Source organism: Pseudoalteromonas sp. 31A1 (genome assembly GCF_011378815.1).
GTDB lineage: Bacteria > Pseudomonadota > Gammaproteobacteria > Enterobacterales > Alteromonadaceae > Pseudoalteromonas > Pseudoalteromonas arctica.
Genome location: NZ_WTKY01000008.1, coordinates 98,419 through 116,097, shown reverse-complemented (window position 1 = coordinate 116,097; position 17,679 = coordinate 98,419). Strand labels below are relative to the sequence as shown.

Genomic DNA, 17,679 nt, shown 5'->3' with positions numbered 1-17,679 from the left:
AGAGCGTAATTTGTTGTTAATTTAATCAGCTGAAATTAGCATAACCTAAATGTAAAAGAGTAACAAAAAGATCGGAAAAATAGCCAAAAAGACTGTTTTTCAAAAAAATATTGAAATTTAATTCATATAATTGTCATATATAAAACAGATACTTAGTAAAAGTATTGAGAAAGTTTTAAAATATGTATTGGATAAACTTTCATCCATGTCATTAATGAGGGATAATATGCGCCCTTTTAAATCCTATGCTGGGACATCTCGCGAAAGCGTGGATGAGTGCGTAGATCTTGCAGGATCATTGAGAATTTAATTTCTCTGAGTAAATATATGAGCATCGAAAAGTTAAGAAATATAGCGATTATCGCGCACGTTGACCACGGTAAAACAACTCTGGTTGACAAACTACTTGAGCAATCAGGTACATTAGAAACACGCGGCGGTAACGAAGAGCGCGTGATGGACTCAAACGACATTGAGAAAGAACGTGGTATTACCATTTTGGCTAAAAACACAGCCATCTCTTGGAACGACTACCATATCAATATCGTAGATACTCCGGGACACGCCGATTTCGGTGGTGAAGTTGAACGCGTACTTTCGATGGCTGACTCAGTATTATTACTTGTTGATGCTCAAGAAGGTCCAATGCCACAAACGCGTTTCGTTACGCAAAAGGCATTCGCGCAAGGCTTAAAGCCAATCGTAGTTATCAATAAAATTGATAAGCCAGGTTCACGTCCTGATTGGGTTATGGATCAAATCTTTGATTTATTCGACAACCTTGGCGCAACTGACGAACAGTTAGACTTTAAAGTAATCTACGCTTCAGCTATCAACGGCTGGGCAACACTAGATTTAGACGAGCCATCAGACAACATGGAACCTATGTTCAAGATGATCGTTGACGAAGTATCACCACCGGATGCAGATCCTGAAGGTGACTTCCAAATGCAAATTTCTCAACTAGATTACAACTCTTATGTTGGTGTAGTTGGTATTGGTCGTATTAAACGTGGTTCTGTTGCTCCTAACCAACAAGTTACTATTATCAGTGCTGATGGCACTACACGTAATGGTAAAATTGGCGCAGTACAAAGCTACCTAGGTCTTGAACGTATCGAAACTGATAGAGCTTACGCTGGTAACATCGTAACTGTAACAGGTATTGGTGAGCTTAAGATTTCTGATACAGTTTGTTTCCCAGGAAACGTTGAAGCATTACCACCATTAAGTGTTGATGAGCCAACTGTAACAATGACATTCTCTGTAAATAACTCACCTTTCTGTGGTAAAGAAGGTAAGTTTGTAACGTCACGTAATATCCGTGAACGTTTAGACAAAGAATTAGTACACAACGTAGCACTTCGCGTTGAAGATACTGGTAGCCCAGATAGCTTCCGTGTTTCTGGTCGTGGTGAATTACACCTAGGTATCTTAATCGAGAACATGCGTCGTGAAGGTTACGAGCTTTCAGTTTCTCGTCCAGAAGTTATCTTACGTACTGTAGATGGCGTTCTAGAAGAACCGTTTGAAACAGTTACTATTGACTGTCAAGACGAGCATCAGGGTTCTGTTATGGAACAAGTTGGCCTACGTAAAGGTGAACTTACTAACATGACTCCAGATGGCAAAGGCCGTATGCGTTTAGATTTCATGATCCCTAGCCGTGGTTTAATTGGTTTCCAAACTGATTTCATGACGCTTACTTCGGGTTCTGGTCTTATGTACCATACGTTCGATCATTACGGTCCTCACAAAGGTGGCGACATCGGTGTTCGTAAGAACGGCGTAATGATTGCAAACGCAACGGGTAAAGCACTTACTAACGCATTATTCAACTTACAAGAACGCGGCCGTTTATTCATCGGTCACGGTGTTGAAGTATACGAAGGTATGGTTATCGGTATTCATAACCGTGATAACGACCTTACAGTTAACGCCCTTAAAGGCAAGCAGTTAACTAACGTACGTGCATCTGGTACTGATGAAGCGCAAACGCTTTCTCCACACCTTAACTACTCACTTGAGCAAGCGCTTGAGTTCATCGATGATGACGAGCTAGTTGAAGTAACTCCACTAAACATTCGTATTCGTAAGCGTTACCTTACAGAAAACGAACGTAAACGTGCAGGTCGTGGACCAAAAGCATAATCTATTAATTTAGAATTATGATTTTAAAAGCCGCTGTATTGCAAAATACAGCGGCTTTTTTGTGTTTGGAAAGTCAATCCAAATGTCAACGTTAAGAGTTCTACTACTGGGTGATCAATCACTAAGGCTATAGGATTGGTAAATTTATAATATTAAAATTAATTTTTAGATATAGATGATAATATTGCTAGTAAAAGTAGGATACTTCAAAGTTAGAAAATTATATTCAGTTTGCTATGAGAGAGCGCGCGAATGGAAACGATTGAGGAAAAAGTTACTAGATTCAGAACATATAATAGGACTATGATTGCAGCTGCTTTTTCAAAACCAAATCGCCGGCATCAAGGTATTCCAGCTAAGCTATTATTATGCTCAGTCTTTGATTCTCTCTCGATTGCTGCTTTTCCGAATGAAAATAAAGTAGGTCATCGATATCGAAAAACGATATCAGAGCATTCTGGTTGGGAACATAATAATAGAGTTAGCTTATTACAGCTCTGTAGTGTTTTAGAAAGCCACCCTCAATTACCAAGTTCATTCTTGACCCTTAATTCTTGGGCTAAATCAGAGAAAAAGAAACGGTTTTCTAATTCAAATAGCCTGCTATCAATTAACAAAGGGCTAGAGTTAGATCCAACTTTTGAGGAACTTTTAGATAAATGGCCGAAGCAAAAAAATAAGCACCCAGAAACACTCGATAGATTATCTCCAGAGAGGTTCACTCATAAGAATTTGCTCTACATGTATCGGAATAAACTTGCACACGAGTTTAGATTGCTAGGCAATGGTGCTGAATCGCCTTTCAGAGTTGAATTTAAACCTTATTATCAAGAAGTATCAACTGTAACCGATTTGAGCTCTATGGGTGGATTAGTATCCACAAAGACATGGAGACTAGTCTACCCAATTGGCTTTTTTGTGAAAATTGCTAAGAATAGTCTCGAAAGTATATGTATTGAGTACAACTCTAAAGGGACTAGCCCTTTCCTTAATTATAAAGAGAGCGACTTATGGTTAGAGCAATAATAGCTTTACTATGAGAACTTTTTTTCGTTTAAAGTTATCGACTTCTTCAATAGTAATATAGGAATATCTCTAAAAGCGCAGCGCCTCTTTGTGAATAATTTACTTAAAGATTTTTTGCACAAGGAGAAGGGAATGAGAAGTGAAAGAGGGAGAACTGAAACAGCCGATAATGCGAAGTATCAATGTTTGTTGGTGGGATGTTTTTGCGTTGGGTTTCGCTTCGCTCAACCCAACCGACTTCAATTATTTTATTGGTAGTTACTTACTTTTTAGGGAGTAGGGTGATTTTGCCAAATACATCTGCGTCTATAAATCCACGGTTTCTGTCACCATTTACTGGCTGTACTTCGTGTGAACCCATAAAGTGTTCGCGCACTTTGCTGCCGTCGTTATCGCAATACGCTAACATAAAGCCAATGACTTGTTTTTCGCTCAGTGTAATTGGTGTATTTACAGCGCCTTCTTTGTAGTCGTTAGGGTAGAGCTTTATCGCTACTTCCCACGTGATGTTAAAAGGTGCAGCGGTGTTGCGCTTCCAGTTACTGACTAGGTGGTCGGTGTACAAATGGGCTTTTTTATCAGGGCCGTAATCGGCAGCTTGGTTATCAAGGCCAATGTGGTACGCCAAAGCGGTGTGATTAAATTGGTGGTTTCCGCCCGATGCATCGCTGTCTATAAACACTTCTAGCGCATCGTCATCCCAATATTTATAGGTTGGATCGGCGTGTGTATCAATTAAAACGTCATCCACAATATCGGCTTGTAGATATAAATAGTTTTGATCCCACAGTAAACGATAACGCCCTTTAAAGTCGGCATCGCTTGATGGCAGTGTGCCATCCATTAAATAAGGCATATCGTGCCAAGCGGCTTTATCCCATGCGCTTTCTGATACGCCATCGACAGTAATTGGGGTTGATGTATGTTCAACATCAATAGCCATTGCTGGCGTGCTTAATAAAAAGCTTAAGGCGAGTGCTAATTTTTTCATTAATTTCTCAATTTTATTGTGTGCTTGTCTTAATGTAATAACAATCTTAAAACAGCTAAGTAAATAGTTACAGTGAAATACTTTCGCCTTCGTTTAAAATATACAGCGGTGTTTTAGCATCCATTTTTTTAACCATGTGTAATAAACGTAGCAAAGCAGAGTGGCTAGTATGGTCGCCCATTTTCCAGCTAGAGTTACCGTATCCCCAAGGAATCATTACTTTGCAGTTAAGTTCTTGTGCTGCGTTGAGCGCATCCTCTGGTGTGGTGTGAACGTAGCGATAAAATTTACCACTTTCTTTACTGTAGTAAGATGCGATTGGTATTAAGCACACATCTATATCGCCATATTTTTGCTGTATGTCTTTAAAGTGTTTTGAGTAGCCCGTATCGCCTGCAAAAAATAAGGTACTGCCGTTTTGTTCAAGCAGCCAGCCATTCCATAAGTCTTTATTGTTATCTTCGTAAATAAGGGGCACCAATACACGAGCGCTAAAATGATGAGCTGGCACGGCATTAATAACTAAGTCGTCAATGTTGGTTGTTGAGTACCACGGCATTTCGGTAATATTAAAACCGCCGGTAGGGAAGTTGTCGGCCATACCGAGTGGTGTTAAATAGCGAGGTTTACTGCCAATGCTTTGTATGTCGGTCTTATTAAAGTGATCGTAATGAATATGTGAATACATTACCGCATCAATATTTTCCAGTTCTTGCTCACTAGGCCAAGCGCCTGCTTTACGATAAATACCACCGCCGAGTTTAAAGCCAAGTGCGACTGGAGAATCAAACTGATTTTTTACCGGATCAAACAGCACACTTTGCCCATTTGGAGTGTTAATTACAAAACTAGCGTGGCCAAGCCAGCGTACGGTATAACCGGTGCTAAGTTGTGGTTTAGTTTGCTGGCCTTGGTACTGGCAGTTTTCGCTGCCGGTTTTGCATAGTAAGTCTGGGTGGGCTGGGTAGCAGTTTTCAGTGCAGGTAGTGGGATATGTTTTTTCACCTGTGTATAAATTTTTATAACGACCGTTCTTATCATTAATAACAACAACTGAGTCAGAGCTGGTAATACGATTAATATTATTAGGTGCACCGCAGGCAGTTAGTATACATAAGAGCATTGTTGCGGTTAAAAAGCGTTTCATTGTAAATCCCTTTTAGCATGCCTTTAACATAAAAAAGCCTGCAATTAAGCAGGCTTGTTAAAGTAACAAATAATTAGCCAGCGCTATTCATTTGTTCAATAAATTTGTTTGAATCGGCAATCGATTTGTTCATGTCGTTCATCAACAATTGAATATCGCGCTTAAGGTTAGTGAATTCACCTTTAATAGCCGATACCGCTTGTGCATTTAAGTTATGCTTTAGGTATAAAACGTTATCATGAAGCGAGGTTAATACTGGCTCCATTTTACTCTCTGCGCTGCGCATTGAGCGTAATAGCTGATCAAATTGACGCTTAGTCGCGGCTAGCTTTTTGCTGCTTTCACGCTTAAGTGATGCGCTTTTGTATTGCTCTAGCTCATCGCCCCACTCATCAAATAGCGCTTCTGCCACGTCTTCTACTTTATTGATGTTAGTTGACACTTCGTTAGCGGCATTTAAGCTCGACTCGTAATCATCGTTTAGTTGATTGTAAGTGTCTTGTAGTTCGCCACCATTAAAATCGATTAGAGTAGTTAAGCGCTCTAGTGCCGATTTAAATTCTTCTTGTGACTCTTGTTGCGAGTCTTTGGTTTCTTCTACGCGGTCAATTAGAATATCGCGTTTGTGAACACCCACTTTTTCCATCGCAGAATAATAAGCTGATTGGCAGCCAGTTAAAGTAAGTGTTACTACAAGCATTGAAACACTGAGTAATGTTTGTTTTTTCATTTGAATTCCTGTTTACGAGCGTTAGTGCTGTAAATTATGGCGCTGATTGTTATTATAATCAAAACTATATAAGCACAAGTCAATTGTATGAATGATAAGCTCTCACATTACAAACAGCAAGTTAAGTCCTTTATACGCCAGCAACCTGGTTGGTGGATGCAGTATTTTAATCGTTGTATAGACGATCAAATAACGGTTAATGCAGGTTACCTTGCTTACGTGACACTTCTTTCTTTAGTGCCATTAATTGCGGTGGGTGTTGCTATATTTTCAGCCTTTCCGGGCTTTGAATCTACTCGCATGGAAATTGAGAGCTTTTTGTTTACCAACTTTGTCCCTACCTCTACCGATGTTATTAGAGAGCATATTAGCTCCTTTGCGGGCAATGCCAACCAAATGACGGCGGTAGGTATTGGCTTTCTAGCTGCAATAGCCTTGCTGTTAATACGTAATGTAGATGCCACATTGAACCGAATTTGGCGCATAAAGAAAAAGCGCCCAATGATGATCTCATTTGCTGTGTACTGGATGGTTTTGAGCTTAGGGCCTATGTTGCTCGGTGCCAGTATTGGTGTTACCTCTTATATTGTATCTTTGGTGTCGTTTGCTGATCAGGGAATTCCGGGGTTTAGCGGGTTTTTGTTAAAGCTATTGCCGTATGGAATTTCGATGGTGGGCTTTATTATGCTCTACACCTTAGTGCCTAATACACGGGTGTCGTTTAGAGCGGCAATACCTGGCGCTTTTTTTGCGGCACTTTTATTTGAGCTGACCAAAAAAGGGTTTGCACTTTATATTAGTCATTTTCCGTCGTACGAAGTTATTTATGGCGCAGTAGCAACCATTCCTATTTTATTTGTATGGGTGTATTTGTCGTGGGTCGTTGTTTTGCTTGGCGCTGAATTTACTGCGTGCATTAGCCCAAATGATATTCCAGAAACACCAGAGCTTGAACTAGAAGATGATGAACCAGCAGTAAAGGACACAGTTTAAATGCAAGGTTTAATACAACGTGTAAAGCATGCCAAAGTAGAAATTAACAACCAAGTGGTAGGCGAAATTAGCCAAGGTATATTGTTGTTGCTGGGCGTTGAAAAACACGACGACAAACAAACGGCCGATAAGCTTTTACACAAGGTAAGTAATTATCGTATTTTTACTGACGAAAACGACAAAATGAACCTAAGCCTTAAAGATATTAAAGGTGAGTTACTTGTTGTTTCGCAATTTACGCTAGCGGCTGATACTAAAAAGGGTATGCGCCCTAGTTTTTCATCTGCGGCAACGCCAAGCCAAGCTAACGAGCTTTACGAATACTTTGTAGCTCAAGCTAAAGAGTTGGGGCTTACAATAGCCACAGGTGAGTTTGGTGCTGATATGCAAGTAAGCTTGTGTAACGATGGGCCCGTTACGTTTAACTTATCTGTTTAAGTTTTTGGTTACCACGACAATATGATTTACATAGCCCGTAATTTTTTGCGGGCTAACATTACAACCAAATACATCGAGTAATAGCTGCTGAAGTTGCTTTAATTGCGACTCATGCTGCGATAAAAAGTTAATAAATAGCACGCCGTTGTTATTTAAAGCCGAGTAGATTTTTTTATAAAATGCCTCTTCAAATAAAAATCGAGGCGCGTCTATTTGGCTAAATAAATCTAGAATAATCCAATCAATATTTTGCACACTTTCTAAAATCTGTTGCGCATCGGCGCACAGCAGTTGCTCATTCTTATTTGACGAAAAAAACTGGGTATAGCAATCAATAATATCGGCGTTTTTTTCAACCGATGTTATTTGTGCTTTAGGGTATTTGTGTTGTAAATAATTACGAATTGCACCGCCGCCAAGGCCGAGTTCTAACACTTTTTGTGGCGGCTTAAGAGCTTGCCAGTGCTTATCTAGGTACAATAAGTGTGGAAAAAGTAATAAATCCGGGTTATTTAAATCAATAACAGATTGAAGAGTGTCGTTAATAAGTAACCAGCGTAACTGCTCGTGCTCACGTACTTGAATGTGATCGCCACTGCATTTATGCCAATAGATTAACTGACCAATGCTGTGGCTATTTTCAATAAATTGATCGCTCAGCAAACCCGTCAGTGAATTTATATAATTGATTTTTTCAGTCATATTCTCAGCATAAACTAGCAACGTTAAAGCGCAATGGCCTTTGTCATTATTTTTTTACGTTATTTTACAGCCATCACCAAAGTCGTATTTGCAGTTTTTTTAAGATGGAGTATGGTATTTGCCATAATAATGCCAATCAATTTAATTATTTTATTTTTTTAGCTTGGTAGATAACCAATACTATTAGTATAGCGCCGTAGCCTTTTTTTGACTTTTATTTACGGCTTATATAACAACAGGAGTATGTATGTTTCAGGTAAGCACCCCACAAAGTAGCGAAGATTGGCAAGCGTATTACCAATTGCGTTGGCAGGTATTACGCGCGCCTTGGGGCGAGCCTCGTGGCTCTGAACAAGACGATATGGAACAAGACTCTGAGCACCGCTTTATAAAAAATAAAGAAGGCGAAGTACTAGGCGTAGCACGTTTGCACTTTAACAGTCATGAGCAAGCACAAGTGCGTTACATGGCCGTTGCTGAAGGGAATCGTAATCAACATATTGGTAGTCGTTTATTACATGAGCTTGAGAAAATAGCATGGACACAAAATGCTGATGAACTGGTTTTATTTGCTCGCGAACGTGCGCTTGAGTTTTATAAACGCCATGGTTACGAATTAAAAGAAAAAGCGCACTTAGCGTATGGCGATGTACAACACTTTAAAATGGTAAAGCAAAAACCGTGTGAGCCAGGCTGGTTCCGTCATCCAAATTGGACGCAAGTACTACAAAATACGTGGCGTGAGTCTATTCCAATTAGTGACGCGATGGGTATTAAGGTAGAAAGCTATACCGATTGGCAATTTACAACCAGCGCCGACCTAGACGCTAACTTAAACCTACATAACACCATGTTTGCAGGCTCTATTTATAGCTTGGCTACGCTAACAGGTTGGGGCGCTACGTACTTAGCACTTAAAGAAGCTGGGCTTGAAGGTAATATTGTATTAGCCGATGCTAACATTAAGTACTTAAAACCGCTTACTACTGACCCACGTGGCTGTGTTGATATACAAACCTGTAAGGGCAAGTTAAGCGATTTAGAAACCGATGGTAAAGCAAGTTACGTAGTGCCAGTAACTATTTACGATGGTGATAACGTGGTTGCCGAATTTGAAGGACAGTTTGTAGTAAAAAAATAACTGTTTAGCTGTTCAAAACACAAAAAAGCCAAGCGATGCTTGGCTTTTTCGTGCGTAAAACTTAGGGAAGTATCACAGCAGATCGGTTAATAATATACCTACACCAATACGTTCTACATCCGCATTGTAATCAATTAAGCTTTCGCCATAACCGTTAAAGTATTGTGCATAACCACGAACGCGGCCCCATAAAGGAAACGACCAGTCGAGTTGAATTGCACCACGATTATCTGAATTTAAGTTGTTACGTGTCATAAAGCTAAATTCATGGTCATGAAAACGATACGCGCCGCTAAACTCAAAGTAACCCATGTATTTATATATGTCTGGGTTGTCGTCGCCATTGGCTTCTAAAATATCTTCTTTTTCGTCCTCAGCTATTCGGTACCAAGGTTTAAAGCTAAAAACAAAGCCTCTGTTTTCCCAAATAAAGTCTGCATAAATACGGTTCCACGAACGTGAGTTTGGTTGGCTTCGACCATTTGACTGATGCGAAATACCTAAAGCAATTGCCATTTCGTCGCCCCATAATACGTTTTCTGGGTCGAGGTAATTTATCCAAAATATCTCTGGTTCGTAGTTGGTCTCACGAAATGGAGAAGAAATTTCTGAGTTATAAAGCTGCCAATACGATTGCAGTGTAAAGCCAAAAAATATGGCTTGGTCTTTATCCGAAAAATCATCGTAAAGAGGCACTTTTATCGATAGCTGGTATTTTGCTTCTAAGTTGTCGAGCGGTTCACCGTCGTTGTCGTCGGTTAGTGCATCAAAGCCATCAAATGGGCGATCGTTTGGGTGTGATACGTACGAAAGCGGTAAAATATAGTTACGCTTATGTGGCGTAATTACATTTCTATTTTTTTTACCTACTTCTTCACGAGCTTGGCGTTTATCAAGCGCGGTAAGTTGTTTGTTTTCTTCAAGAGCTGAACACTTTTTACGAAGATCGTCTAATGTTTGTTTACCATCCCCGCCAATTACTTCATTTAAAATACACTGCTTTACAAGTTCGATGTCGTTGTCTTGCTCATTTGTAGCAACTTCTTCTTGTGCGAAGGTAGCTGTACTTATTAAGGCAGAAAGTGTGATCCAGTGGCGCCAGCTCATTGTAATTCCTTGTGGGTTCGGGTTGTGTTGTATGCGTTAATTTAATTATAACGTCTTTTTACATATGTAACGGTGAACTTTTACTGAATTTGTATTTATAACGAGGACACTACGTATACAAAGTAAATATAGATCAGAAAAAAAGCGGCCTAGGCCGCTTTTTTAATGCAAATTAACTATTTTAGTTAATTTATACCAATTTTATTAAAAACATGATCATTCTAGCGTATTAAATAACTCACTAACTACGTTAAAAATTATTTATATAGAACAACTATGTACCATAATTTTAGCCTTGTTATTAAGCTATTTTCTTATCGCTATAATAGATCACTAATTTAATGCAATTGGTATTACTCTCACGCAATGAGAAGGGTGAGCTAAAGCTCAAATATGTTAGTAAAAAACTTATAAAGTTCGGTGCCTTGGTTAACACTCGCCGAGGCAAAGTGCAAAATGGCAATTGCATCGCAATCGAGAGTAAGTGTTTGCAGTGGTTGCTCGCTTAAGTAGCGCTCCATGCGTAAAATATTAGCAATAGGCTCACCGGATTTAATGTGCCCACCAAGTGGGGCTATGTATTCAACCATGCCGCCAATGGGGGCGTAATAAGCAAAGTAGTTATCTAAATTACATGCATAGCGAGTGATATTAGCTGGCGTATGTGGTGCGTTTTGTAAAACACCTTTGTGATTTAAGTAACTTAAAATGCTGTTAGCATCGTTTAGTGCTTCTTTTAAGTCTATTTTTTCTTGGCTGCCTAGCTCTACAGTAAATGCTTCTACAGGTATTGATAATTCACGACCTTGCTCGCTAAGTGCATCACTTAAATGCCACCATGGGCAAAAGTTAGCTTCATCCATAGCACCGTCAAAATCACTAGGAATAAGCAATACATGCTCAATATTAAAGTAACGTGCGCTGTCGGTTGCATAGGTTGGGCAGTACAAATGCTTGCTTGAAATAGGGCCTGTGTGTAAATCGAGTACTATATCAGCCTGATGAGCGAGCTTTTGTAAGTTAAGCGCAATGCGTTTACCCGTATTAAGTAAATAAGCCGGGCCGTTAAGTTTGCTGTCTACTTCGTCAATAAGCGCCTGTTTGAAGTTACTTTTTAATGTAGCGTCGTCATACTGGGTATGATTTTGTGCAAACTGTGCCACTAAATTTTTATTGTAGTGATACATGCGATTCCAATTAGTGCCCGTAATCGGATCGAACCTGCCAAGGGTAAACTCGCCAGATTTTTGATTACAACCAATCGGATTTGCATAAGGTACAAGGGTAATATCGCCACTAAGGTTAAGATGTTTTAATTGCTCAAGTAGCTGAAAAATAACAGCGTTGCCTTGTACTTCAGCGCCATGCATATTGGCCTGAACATAAACACTAGGCCCTGTGCCATCGCCTTTTAAACGATAAACAGGAATTGTAAGCGGTAAGCCGTTTGCAACTTCCCCTACTACAATGTTCTCTTGGCTGATGTGTGTTGTATTACTCATGCTTATTACCTTAAGTAGTGGCTGGCATTTTCGGCTTGGCGAACACAGGTAAGTTCACCGTTTTGCAATGTGTACTCGCCGGCGAGCTCATGGCATAAAAAATACGGCATACTTTCGGTAAAGCCGTAAGCACCGCATTGGCTAAATACTAGCCAGTCGTGCTCATTTAAATCGCTTGGTAAGTTATGTTCACCCAAGCAATCAAGCGCTGTACAAAGTGGGCCGTATAAAGTGACCGCTTGAGTTTTAGCACTGGATTCACGCAGTAACGCAGCAGGAAAATCTTGGCTGGTAACAGCAGGGCGTAATAAATGATTTATGCCACCGCTCAAAATAACCTGTTCTTGGTTATAGTTTTGTTTGCGCTCTACCACTGGGTTTGCGTAATGACCACATTCGCCTACGGCATAACGGCCAAGCTCCATCCATAACTCTTCTACACCCGCATCATGCTTTATTTTAGCGAGAGCAGCTATTAAGTCATCCCAATCAAGCGTTGCTTCATTTTGTGTATAAGGAATGCCTAAACCACCGCCTAAATCTAAAATTTTAAGGCTAATATTTAAATCGTTGGCAAGTTGGCTAAGGGGGGCAATCATTTGTGACCACAAGTCGCTTAGCTTTTGTGTGCTAAGCATGTTGCCCCACTGAAAAATATGCAAACCATCAAAACTAAGAGCTGAATAATCAGATATATTTAAAGCTTGCCACTCATTACAACCCAAACCAAACGGCGTAAGGCTGTCGCCGCCCAGTGGATTTTTTTCACCTTCAGGCCAGCGTAATTGCACTCGCAGTAACACTTGTAACTGCGTATTTTGCAGTTGCGCTTGTTGGTTTAACCAACGTACTTGATTGAGGCTTTCGGCTACGAATATACGTACTCCGCGCTCAATAAAGTGTTTAATTTGTTTAGGGCTTTTTGCAGGCCCTGTGTTGAGCACGCGCTGTGAGCTAATACCTTGTGCTAGCACTTGCTCAAGCTCACCTTTACTTGCTACGTCAAAATTAAAGCCAGCACTGTCTAAGCTTTGAATAATTTTAGACAGTGGATTTGCTTTTACCGCGTACCACAGTTTTACATCGGTTTGCGCAACTAAACGTGCAAGATGCGTGTTTAGTTGATCTAGGTCGTAAACAAAAAAAGGTGTATCAAGTTGTTGTGTAATTGTATTTACAGCGGTTTTGATAGGCGTGCTCAAAAAGCTCATTATCGTAAAACCTCTTCTAGCAATAACGATGCATCGCTTTTCTCGTCGCGGTATTTAACAATTAACGCACACGACATGCTTAAGCCTTGCTCGCGCGCCCACTCGTTTGACGCAGGGCGAGAGCCTGGTATTACGATCGCGAATTCTGGGATTGGCTCGCCTTTATCGAGTTGGCGCTCGTTTACGCAGTCGTATACCGGAATAGTTGCTGATAAACGCACGCCTGGGGCAAGTACTGCGCCTTTTTTAATGACTACGCCTTCAACAATAATACAGCCAGCGCCAATAAAGGCGTCGTCTTCTACAACTACTGGGCTTGCACCAATTGGCTCAAGTACACCACCAAGCTGCACTGCAGCACTTAAATGTACGTTTTTACCTACTTGTGCACACGAGCCAACTAATGCGTGGCTATCTACCATTGTGCCTTCGTCGATGTATGCACCAATGTTTACATACGCTGGTGGCATAATAATCGTGCCTTTAGCAACATAAGCACCACGGCGAACACTAGAGCCACCCGGCACCATACGTACGCCATCGTCAGTACTAAATTCTTGCGGAGCTAAGTTATGTTTATCAACAAAACCACCTGCAAACTCAGTATTAGTGCCATTTTTGAAGGCATCCAAAATGCCTTGTTTTACTTCTACGTTAGCTTGCCATTGGCCGCTTTCGTTTTGTGATGCTGCGCGTACTGCGCCCGATTCTAAATTATTTAATAGCTCTAACCAGCTCATTATAAAAACCTGTATTTAATGCCAAGATAAAATGGTGTTGTTTGCAGTTGTGATGCAATCGGTTTGAGTTAACTCAAGGTGTGTTAAAGGTGGACGAAGTTGCGGGCTGCTTAAGCGACCTTGCAAATGCATCAATACCTTTACGGGAATAGGGTTTGCAACAGCAAATAGGCTATTAATAGCGCTTGACCACTGGGCAAATAAATTAGGGTGTTGACCACTTAAGCTGCGTTTAACAAACTCGTGAGTTTGTGCGGGCCATGCATTTGCAGCTACCGACACCAAACCTTTTGCGCCAGCTTGAGCAAAATAAGGCATTAGCGCATCGTCGCCACTAAAAATAGCTAAATTAGGCGCAGCTTGGCGATAAGCTTCAAACTGAGCAATGCTGCCGCTCGCTTCTTTTAACGCCCATAAATTTTTATTATTTTGTAAGTTTTGAATTGTTGCCGTTGGAATGCTAATAGCACTTCGACCGGGTACGTTATAAAGCATACACGGGTGAACACTTGCATTAAGTAGGCTTTCAAACCAATGGGTTTGACCTATAGCACCGGGTTTTGCATAAAGCGGCGAGCCAAGTAAAAAGCTATGAATAGGTAGTGTATTACAGTAGTTAACCCACTCAATTTGTTGCTTTAAGTTACTACCGCCCACAGCAACCATGAGTGGTACTGCTGGTTTTAGCTGGCATACGTGTTCAACAATGGCTTGTTGCTCTTTTAGCGTTAGTGCTAAACCTTCGCCCGTACTGCCAAGTAGTAAAATACCGTTATGTGCTGCTTCTTGATCGCTAACCAGTTTAGTTAACGTGTTGTAGTCAACATCGCCATGTTGATCAAATGGCGTTACGAGCGCGGTCCACAATGAGTAGTCGTTTAAATTGAAGTTGTTGATCATCTCTCACGAACTTATAATTTGTACCAACTTTATTAAAAACGTGATCATTTTAGCGATAACTAATTTAATGCAATTGGTATTATTCGAAGAGTTAAAAAGCTTTATGGAAGGAGCCGCATTAACGTCGTTCGAACTAATAATTCGAAGAGCGAATGGGCTTAAAATAATAGGGCGCACGGCCTTAATATTTAAGACCAGAAGCTCTCCACCAAACTAATAAGCTGCTTTTATAAGCAGCTATTGGTGACAGTCGCTAGGGTTCAACCTAGTCGCCCGAAATAAACACCTCGCAAAAGTGGTTACTTCTCGGCGTTAATTCCCCTCACGTATGCTCACTGGAGTTTGCGCTCCTAACATACGCTACCTGAATAACGCACCTCTTCTAGCCCTTTACACCTGTTTGTAGAGTAAAAACTTACAAACCTGTGCAATTTAAATAGGGTAATTACGGCGATTAAAGCATTTTAGCCGTCTAGGTGTCAAGCGACTAAATGCATATTCATTCATCCATAATGGGAGTGGTTACGTATTGGGTGCTTTTCTCGTACACTAGCAATATAAGTAGTGAGGTATTTAATTAGTATGGAAAAATTTAGCGATATTTATAAGCGAGCGGTAGAGCGAAAAGGCTCCGAAAAAATGCTTAAGTTATTACTTGCAAAACCGCTATCTAAAAAACAACTAAGCACGTTAAGTGACGACGATTGGCTTGAGGAATTTACTCGAAAAGTATTTCAAAGCGGCTTTTATTGGTCAGTCATTAATAATAAGTGGCCAGGCTTTAGAGAGGTTTTTTGGAATTTTAGCGTTGATAAGTTATTAATGATGCCACCTGATATGCTGGAACAAAAAGCAACGGATGAGCGAATCGTTCGTAACTATAAAAAAGTAAAAACAATTACCGAAAATGCTTACATGATCCACGAAATAGCAGGGGAACATGGCAGTTTTAGCCAGTTTGTCGCTAATTGGCCAGCAGACGATATTATTGGTTTATGGGCGTATTTAAAAAAACATGGTTCGCGTTTAGGCGGGAATACAGGACCTTATGCGCTACGAGCACTTGGTAAAGATACTTTTTTACTATCACGCGATGTAGAGAATTACTTACGTGCTCATAAAATTATAGACGGCGGCTTACAAACTAAAAAATCACTGAGTGCTGCCCAAGCTTTTTTTAATGAAATGCAAAAGCAAAGCGGCTTAAGTATGCAAGAGTTAAGTTTAATTGTTGCTTATGGCGTTGGTGACAACCGTGTTGGTATAAGTCAGCAATAATAGGAATTACCATGAAATTAGTGCCAAGATACACAGACATTACGGAAAACTTTGCGATAGAAGATTTCCCTGCAAGCGTTGCCTCTCCTCAGTTATTGCTGTGGAACGAGAGCTTAGCAAAAGAGTTTAATATTAACGTTGCAGCTGATTTGCGTGCTAGCACTTTTAGCGGTAACGAGAAACAGGCGATTCCTGCGGTAGCACTTGGTTACTCTGGGCACCAATTTGGACATTTTTCACCACGTTTAGGCGATGGGCGAGCGCATTTATTGGGCGCTATTAATGATGATAAAAACCAGTTGTGGGATATTCAATTAAAAGGCTCTGGTGCTACTCCTTACTCAAGAGGGGGAGATGGACGTTGTGCTCTTGGTCCTGCTATTCGTGAATACGTAATGAGCGAGGCAATGCATGCACTAGGCATTAAAACCACACGCTGCTTAGCGGTTGTTGGTAGTGGTGAAACGGTTTATCGTAATCCACCACAAGCAGGTGCCATAGTGACTCGTTTAGCAACGAGCCATATTCGTGTTGGCTCATTTCAATATTTAGCGACGCAAGGCGATGTTGAAGGGCTTAAAAATTTAGCTGATTTAGCTATTGAACGACACTACCCAGAAATAACAGATACAGGGCCACAACGCTATTTAGCCTTTTTAGGCGCTGTAATTAAAAGCCAAGTTGAATTGGTGGTTAGTTGGATGCGCGTTGGTTTTATTCATGGAGTAATGAATACCGATAATACGCTAGTAAGCGGAGAAACCATTGATTACGGCCCCTGCGCCATGATGAATAATTTTGATTTTGACACCGTGTTTAGCTCTATCGATAAACAAGGTCGTTATGCCTTTGGTAACCAGCCTAATATAGCTAACTGGAACTGCGCACGCTTAGCTGAGAGCTTAATACCGCTTATTAGTGATGATGACGAGCAAGCTGTTTCGTTAATGACGCCATACATTAATAGCTTTGCTGAGCAGTTTAATGCTGAGTTTACGGCTATGTGGGAGAAAAAAATGGGCTTGCGTGCAAAAAATGCAAGCGGAAGTGAGTTAATTGCAGAGTTATTAACGCTATTAAAAGATAACCAGCTCGACTACACCAATACCTTTGATGTGCTTACTGAATCCTTAAAAGGAGAAACAGTAGTACCCGAGTCGCTAATCGAATGGAGAGCTAAGTGGGTAAACTTAACTGACAATAATAGTTATGAAGTAATGAGAGCGGCAAATCCTCGTGTAATTCCTCGTAACCACATGATCGAAAAAATAATTGCAGAGTATAATGCTGCAGGGTCTAGTGAGTTACTAAAGCGCTTTATGAAAATAGTGGGAAATCCGTATTCTGATGACGAAAAGCTATCAGAATTTCAGGCTGCACCGATAAATGATAATGATTACCAGACTTTTTGTGGTACTTAATTACTAACCTTGAATATAACTACATGATTAAAAAGAGTCATTTTTTAATCAAAAATGTGCATATATGTAGGGGAATGTTAATTCTGGTGGTATTATGCGCCGAATTAAAGCCAAGCAATATTTCTTTGCATTTCTGAGAGCATTTAATTTAATTGCTCTCACATTCCTTGTTCAGTACTAATTTACAAAAAACTACTATAT

At 40.4% G+C, this 17,679-nt stretch carries 16 protein-coding genes and 1 riboswitch; of the genes, 7 read left to right on the top strand and 9 right to left on the bottom strand.

Annotated features, from left to right (window positions below):
• Window positions 1-327 precede the first annotated feature (327 nt).
• A complete protein-coding gene (gene typA / locus GQR52_RS10040) occupies window positions 328-2,151 on the top strand; it encodes a translational GTPase TypA (RefSeq protein WP_024589533.1) in 1,824 nt (607 codons plus the stop codon).
• 252 nt (window positions 2,152-2,403) lie between these two features.
• On the top strand, window positions 2,404-3,177 hold the full coding sequence (locus tag GQR52_RS10035) for a hypothetical protein (protein ID WP_165728330.1): 774 nt from the start codon (window positions 2,404-2,406) through the stop codon (window positions 3,175-3,177).
• A gap of 262 nt (window positions 3,178-3,439) precedes the next feature.
• Here GQR52_RS10035 and GQR52_RS10030 read toward each other — a convergent pair whose 3' ends face one another.
• The 3 genes from GQR52_RS10030 to GQR52_RS10020 all read right to left on the bottom strand — a co-directional run bounded on the left by GQR52_RS10030 (window position 3,440) and on the right by GQR52_RS10020 (window position 6,045).
• Entirely contained in the window at window positions 3,440-4,168 is a 729-nt protein-coding gene (locus GQR52_RS10030; RefSeq protein ID WP_165728329.1) for a CBM9 family sugar-binding protein, read from the bottom strand.
• A gap of 67 nt (window positions 4,169-4,235) precedes the next feature.
• Window positions 4,236-5,315: an MBL fold metallo-hydrolase gene (locus GQR52_RS10025; protein ID WP_165728328.1), complete on the bottom strand. Its 1,080-nt coding sequence runs from the start codon at window positions 5,313-5,315 to the stop codon at window positions 4,236-4,238.
• A 73-nt stretch (window positions 5,316-5,388) separates the two neighbouring features.
• The gene (locus GQR52_RS10020; protein WP_010554796.1) at window positions 5,389-6,045 is read right to left on the bottom strand and encodes a DUF2959 domain-containing protein; all 657 of its coding nucleotides are present in this window, start codon (window positions 6,043-6,045) and stop codon (window positions 5,389-5,391) included.
• 87 nt (window positions 6,046-6,132) lie between these two features.
• Between GQR52_RS10020 and GQR52_RS10015 the strand changes: the two genes are divergently transcribed.
• Both GQR52_RS10015 and dtd read left to right on the top strand, forming a co-directional pair.
• Window positions 6,133-7,038, top strand: coding sequence for a virulence factor BrkB family protein (locus GQR52_RS10015; RefSeq protein ID WP_007582159.1), 906 nt, complete (start codon window positions 6,133-6,135; stop codon window positions 7,036-7,038).
• Complete coding sequence (gene dtd / locus GQR52_RS10010) at window positions 7,039-7,476, top strand: D-aminoacyl-tRNA deacylase (protein WP_024589537.1); 438 nt, start codon at window positions 7,039-7,041, stop codon at window positions 7,474-7,476.
• On the opposite strand, the gene GQR52_RS10005 is transcribed toward dtd, so the two are convergent.
• Window positions 7,465-8,178, bottom strand: a complete 714-nt coding sequence (locus GQR52_RS10005) for a fused MFS/spermidine synthase (RefSeq protein WP_007582154.1) — start codon at window positions 8,176-8,178, stop codon at window positions 7,465-7,467. The two genes, dtd and GQR52_RS10005, sit on opposite strands and share 12 nt — an antisense overlap.
• A 247-nt stretch (window positions 8,179-8,425) precedes the next feature.
• Here GQR52_RS10005 and GQR52_RS10000 point away from each other — a divergent pair, with 247 nt between their 5' ends.
• Window positions 8,426-9,319, top strand: a complete 894-nt coding sequence (locus tag GQR52_RS10000) for a bifunctional GNAT family N-acetyltransferase/hotdog fold thioesterase (RefSeq protein WP_024589539.1) — start codon at window positions 8,426-8,428, stop codon at window positions 9,317-9,319.
• Window positions 9,320-9,391: 72 nt separating this feature from the next.
• Here GQR52_RS10000 and GQR52_RS09995 read toward each other — a convergent pair whose 3' ends face one another.
• From GQR52_RS09995 to dapA, 5 genes are all read right to left on the bottom strand, one after another.
• Entirely contained in the window at window positions 9,392-10,426 is a 1,035-nt protein-coding gene (locus tag GQR52_RS09995; RefSeq protein WP_165728327.1) for a phospholipase A, read from the bottom strand.
• A gap of 380 nt (window positions 10,427-10,806) precedes the next feature.
• Window positions 10,807-11,928 (bottom strand): succinylglutamate desuccinylase/aspartoacylase family protein, encoded by a 1,122-nt coding sequence (locus tag GQR52_RS09990; RefSeq protein ID WP_165728326.1) that lies wholly within the window; start codon window positions 11,926-11,928, stop codon window positions 10,807-10,809.
• A 5-nt stretch (window positions 11,929-11,933) separates the two neighbouring features.
• A complete protein-coding gene (locus GQR52_RS09985; protein WP_165728325.1) occupies window positions 11,934-13,139 on the bottom strand; it encodes a PLP-dependent decarboxylase in 1,206 nt (401 codons plus the stop codon).
• Window positions 13,139-13,879 (bottom strand): 2,3,4,5-tetrahydropyridine-2,6-dicarboxylate N-succinyltransferase, encoded by a 741-nt coding sequence (locus GQR52_RS09980; RefSeq protein WP_165728324.1) that lies wholly within the window; start codon window positions 13,877-13,879, stop codon window positions 13,139-13,141. Before GQR52_RS09980 ends, GQR52_RS09985 begins: the two co-directional genes overlap by 1 nt.
• A 15-nt stretch (window positions 13,880-13,894) precedes the next feature.
• Complete coding sequence (gene dapA / locus GQR52_RS09975; RefSeq protein WP_165728323.1) at window positions 13,895-14,779, bottom strand: 4-hydroxy-tetrahydrodipicolinate synthase; 885 nt, start codon at window positions 14,777-14,779, stop codon at window positions 13,895-13,897.
• 190 nt (window positions 14,780-14,969) lie between these two features.
• Window positions 14,970-15,169, bottom strand: a riboswitch (Lysine riboswitch).
• Between the two features lie 192 nt (window positions 15,170-15,361).
• Between dapA and GQR52_RS09970 the strand changes: the two genes are divergently transcribed.
• Entirely contained in the window at window positions 15,362-16,057 is a 696-nt protein-coding gene (locus GQR52_RS09970; RefSeq protein WP_165728322.1) for a DNA-3-methyladenine glycosylase I, read from the top strand.
• A gap of 11 nt (window positions 16,058-16,068) precedes the next feature.
• Entirely contained in the window at window positions 16,069-17,478 is a 1,410-nt protein-coding gene (locus GQR52_RS09965) for a protein adenylyltransferase SelO family protein (RefSeq protein WP_165728321.1), read from the top strand.
• Window positions 17,479-17,679: the final 201 nt, after the last annotated feature.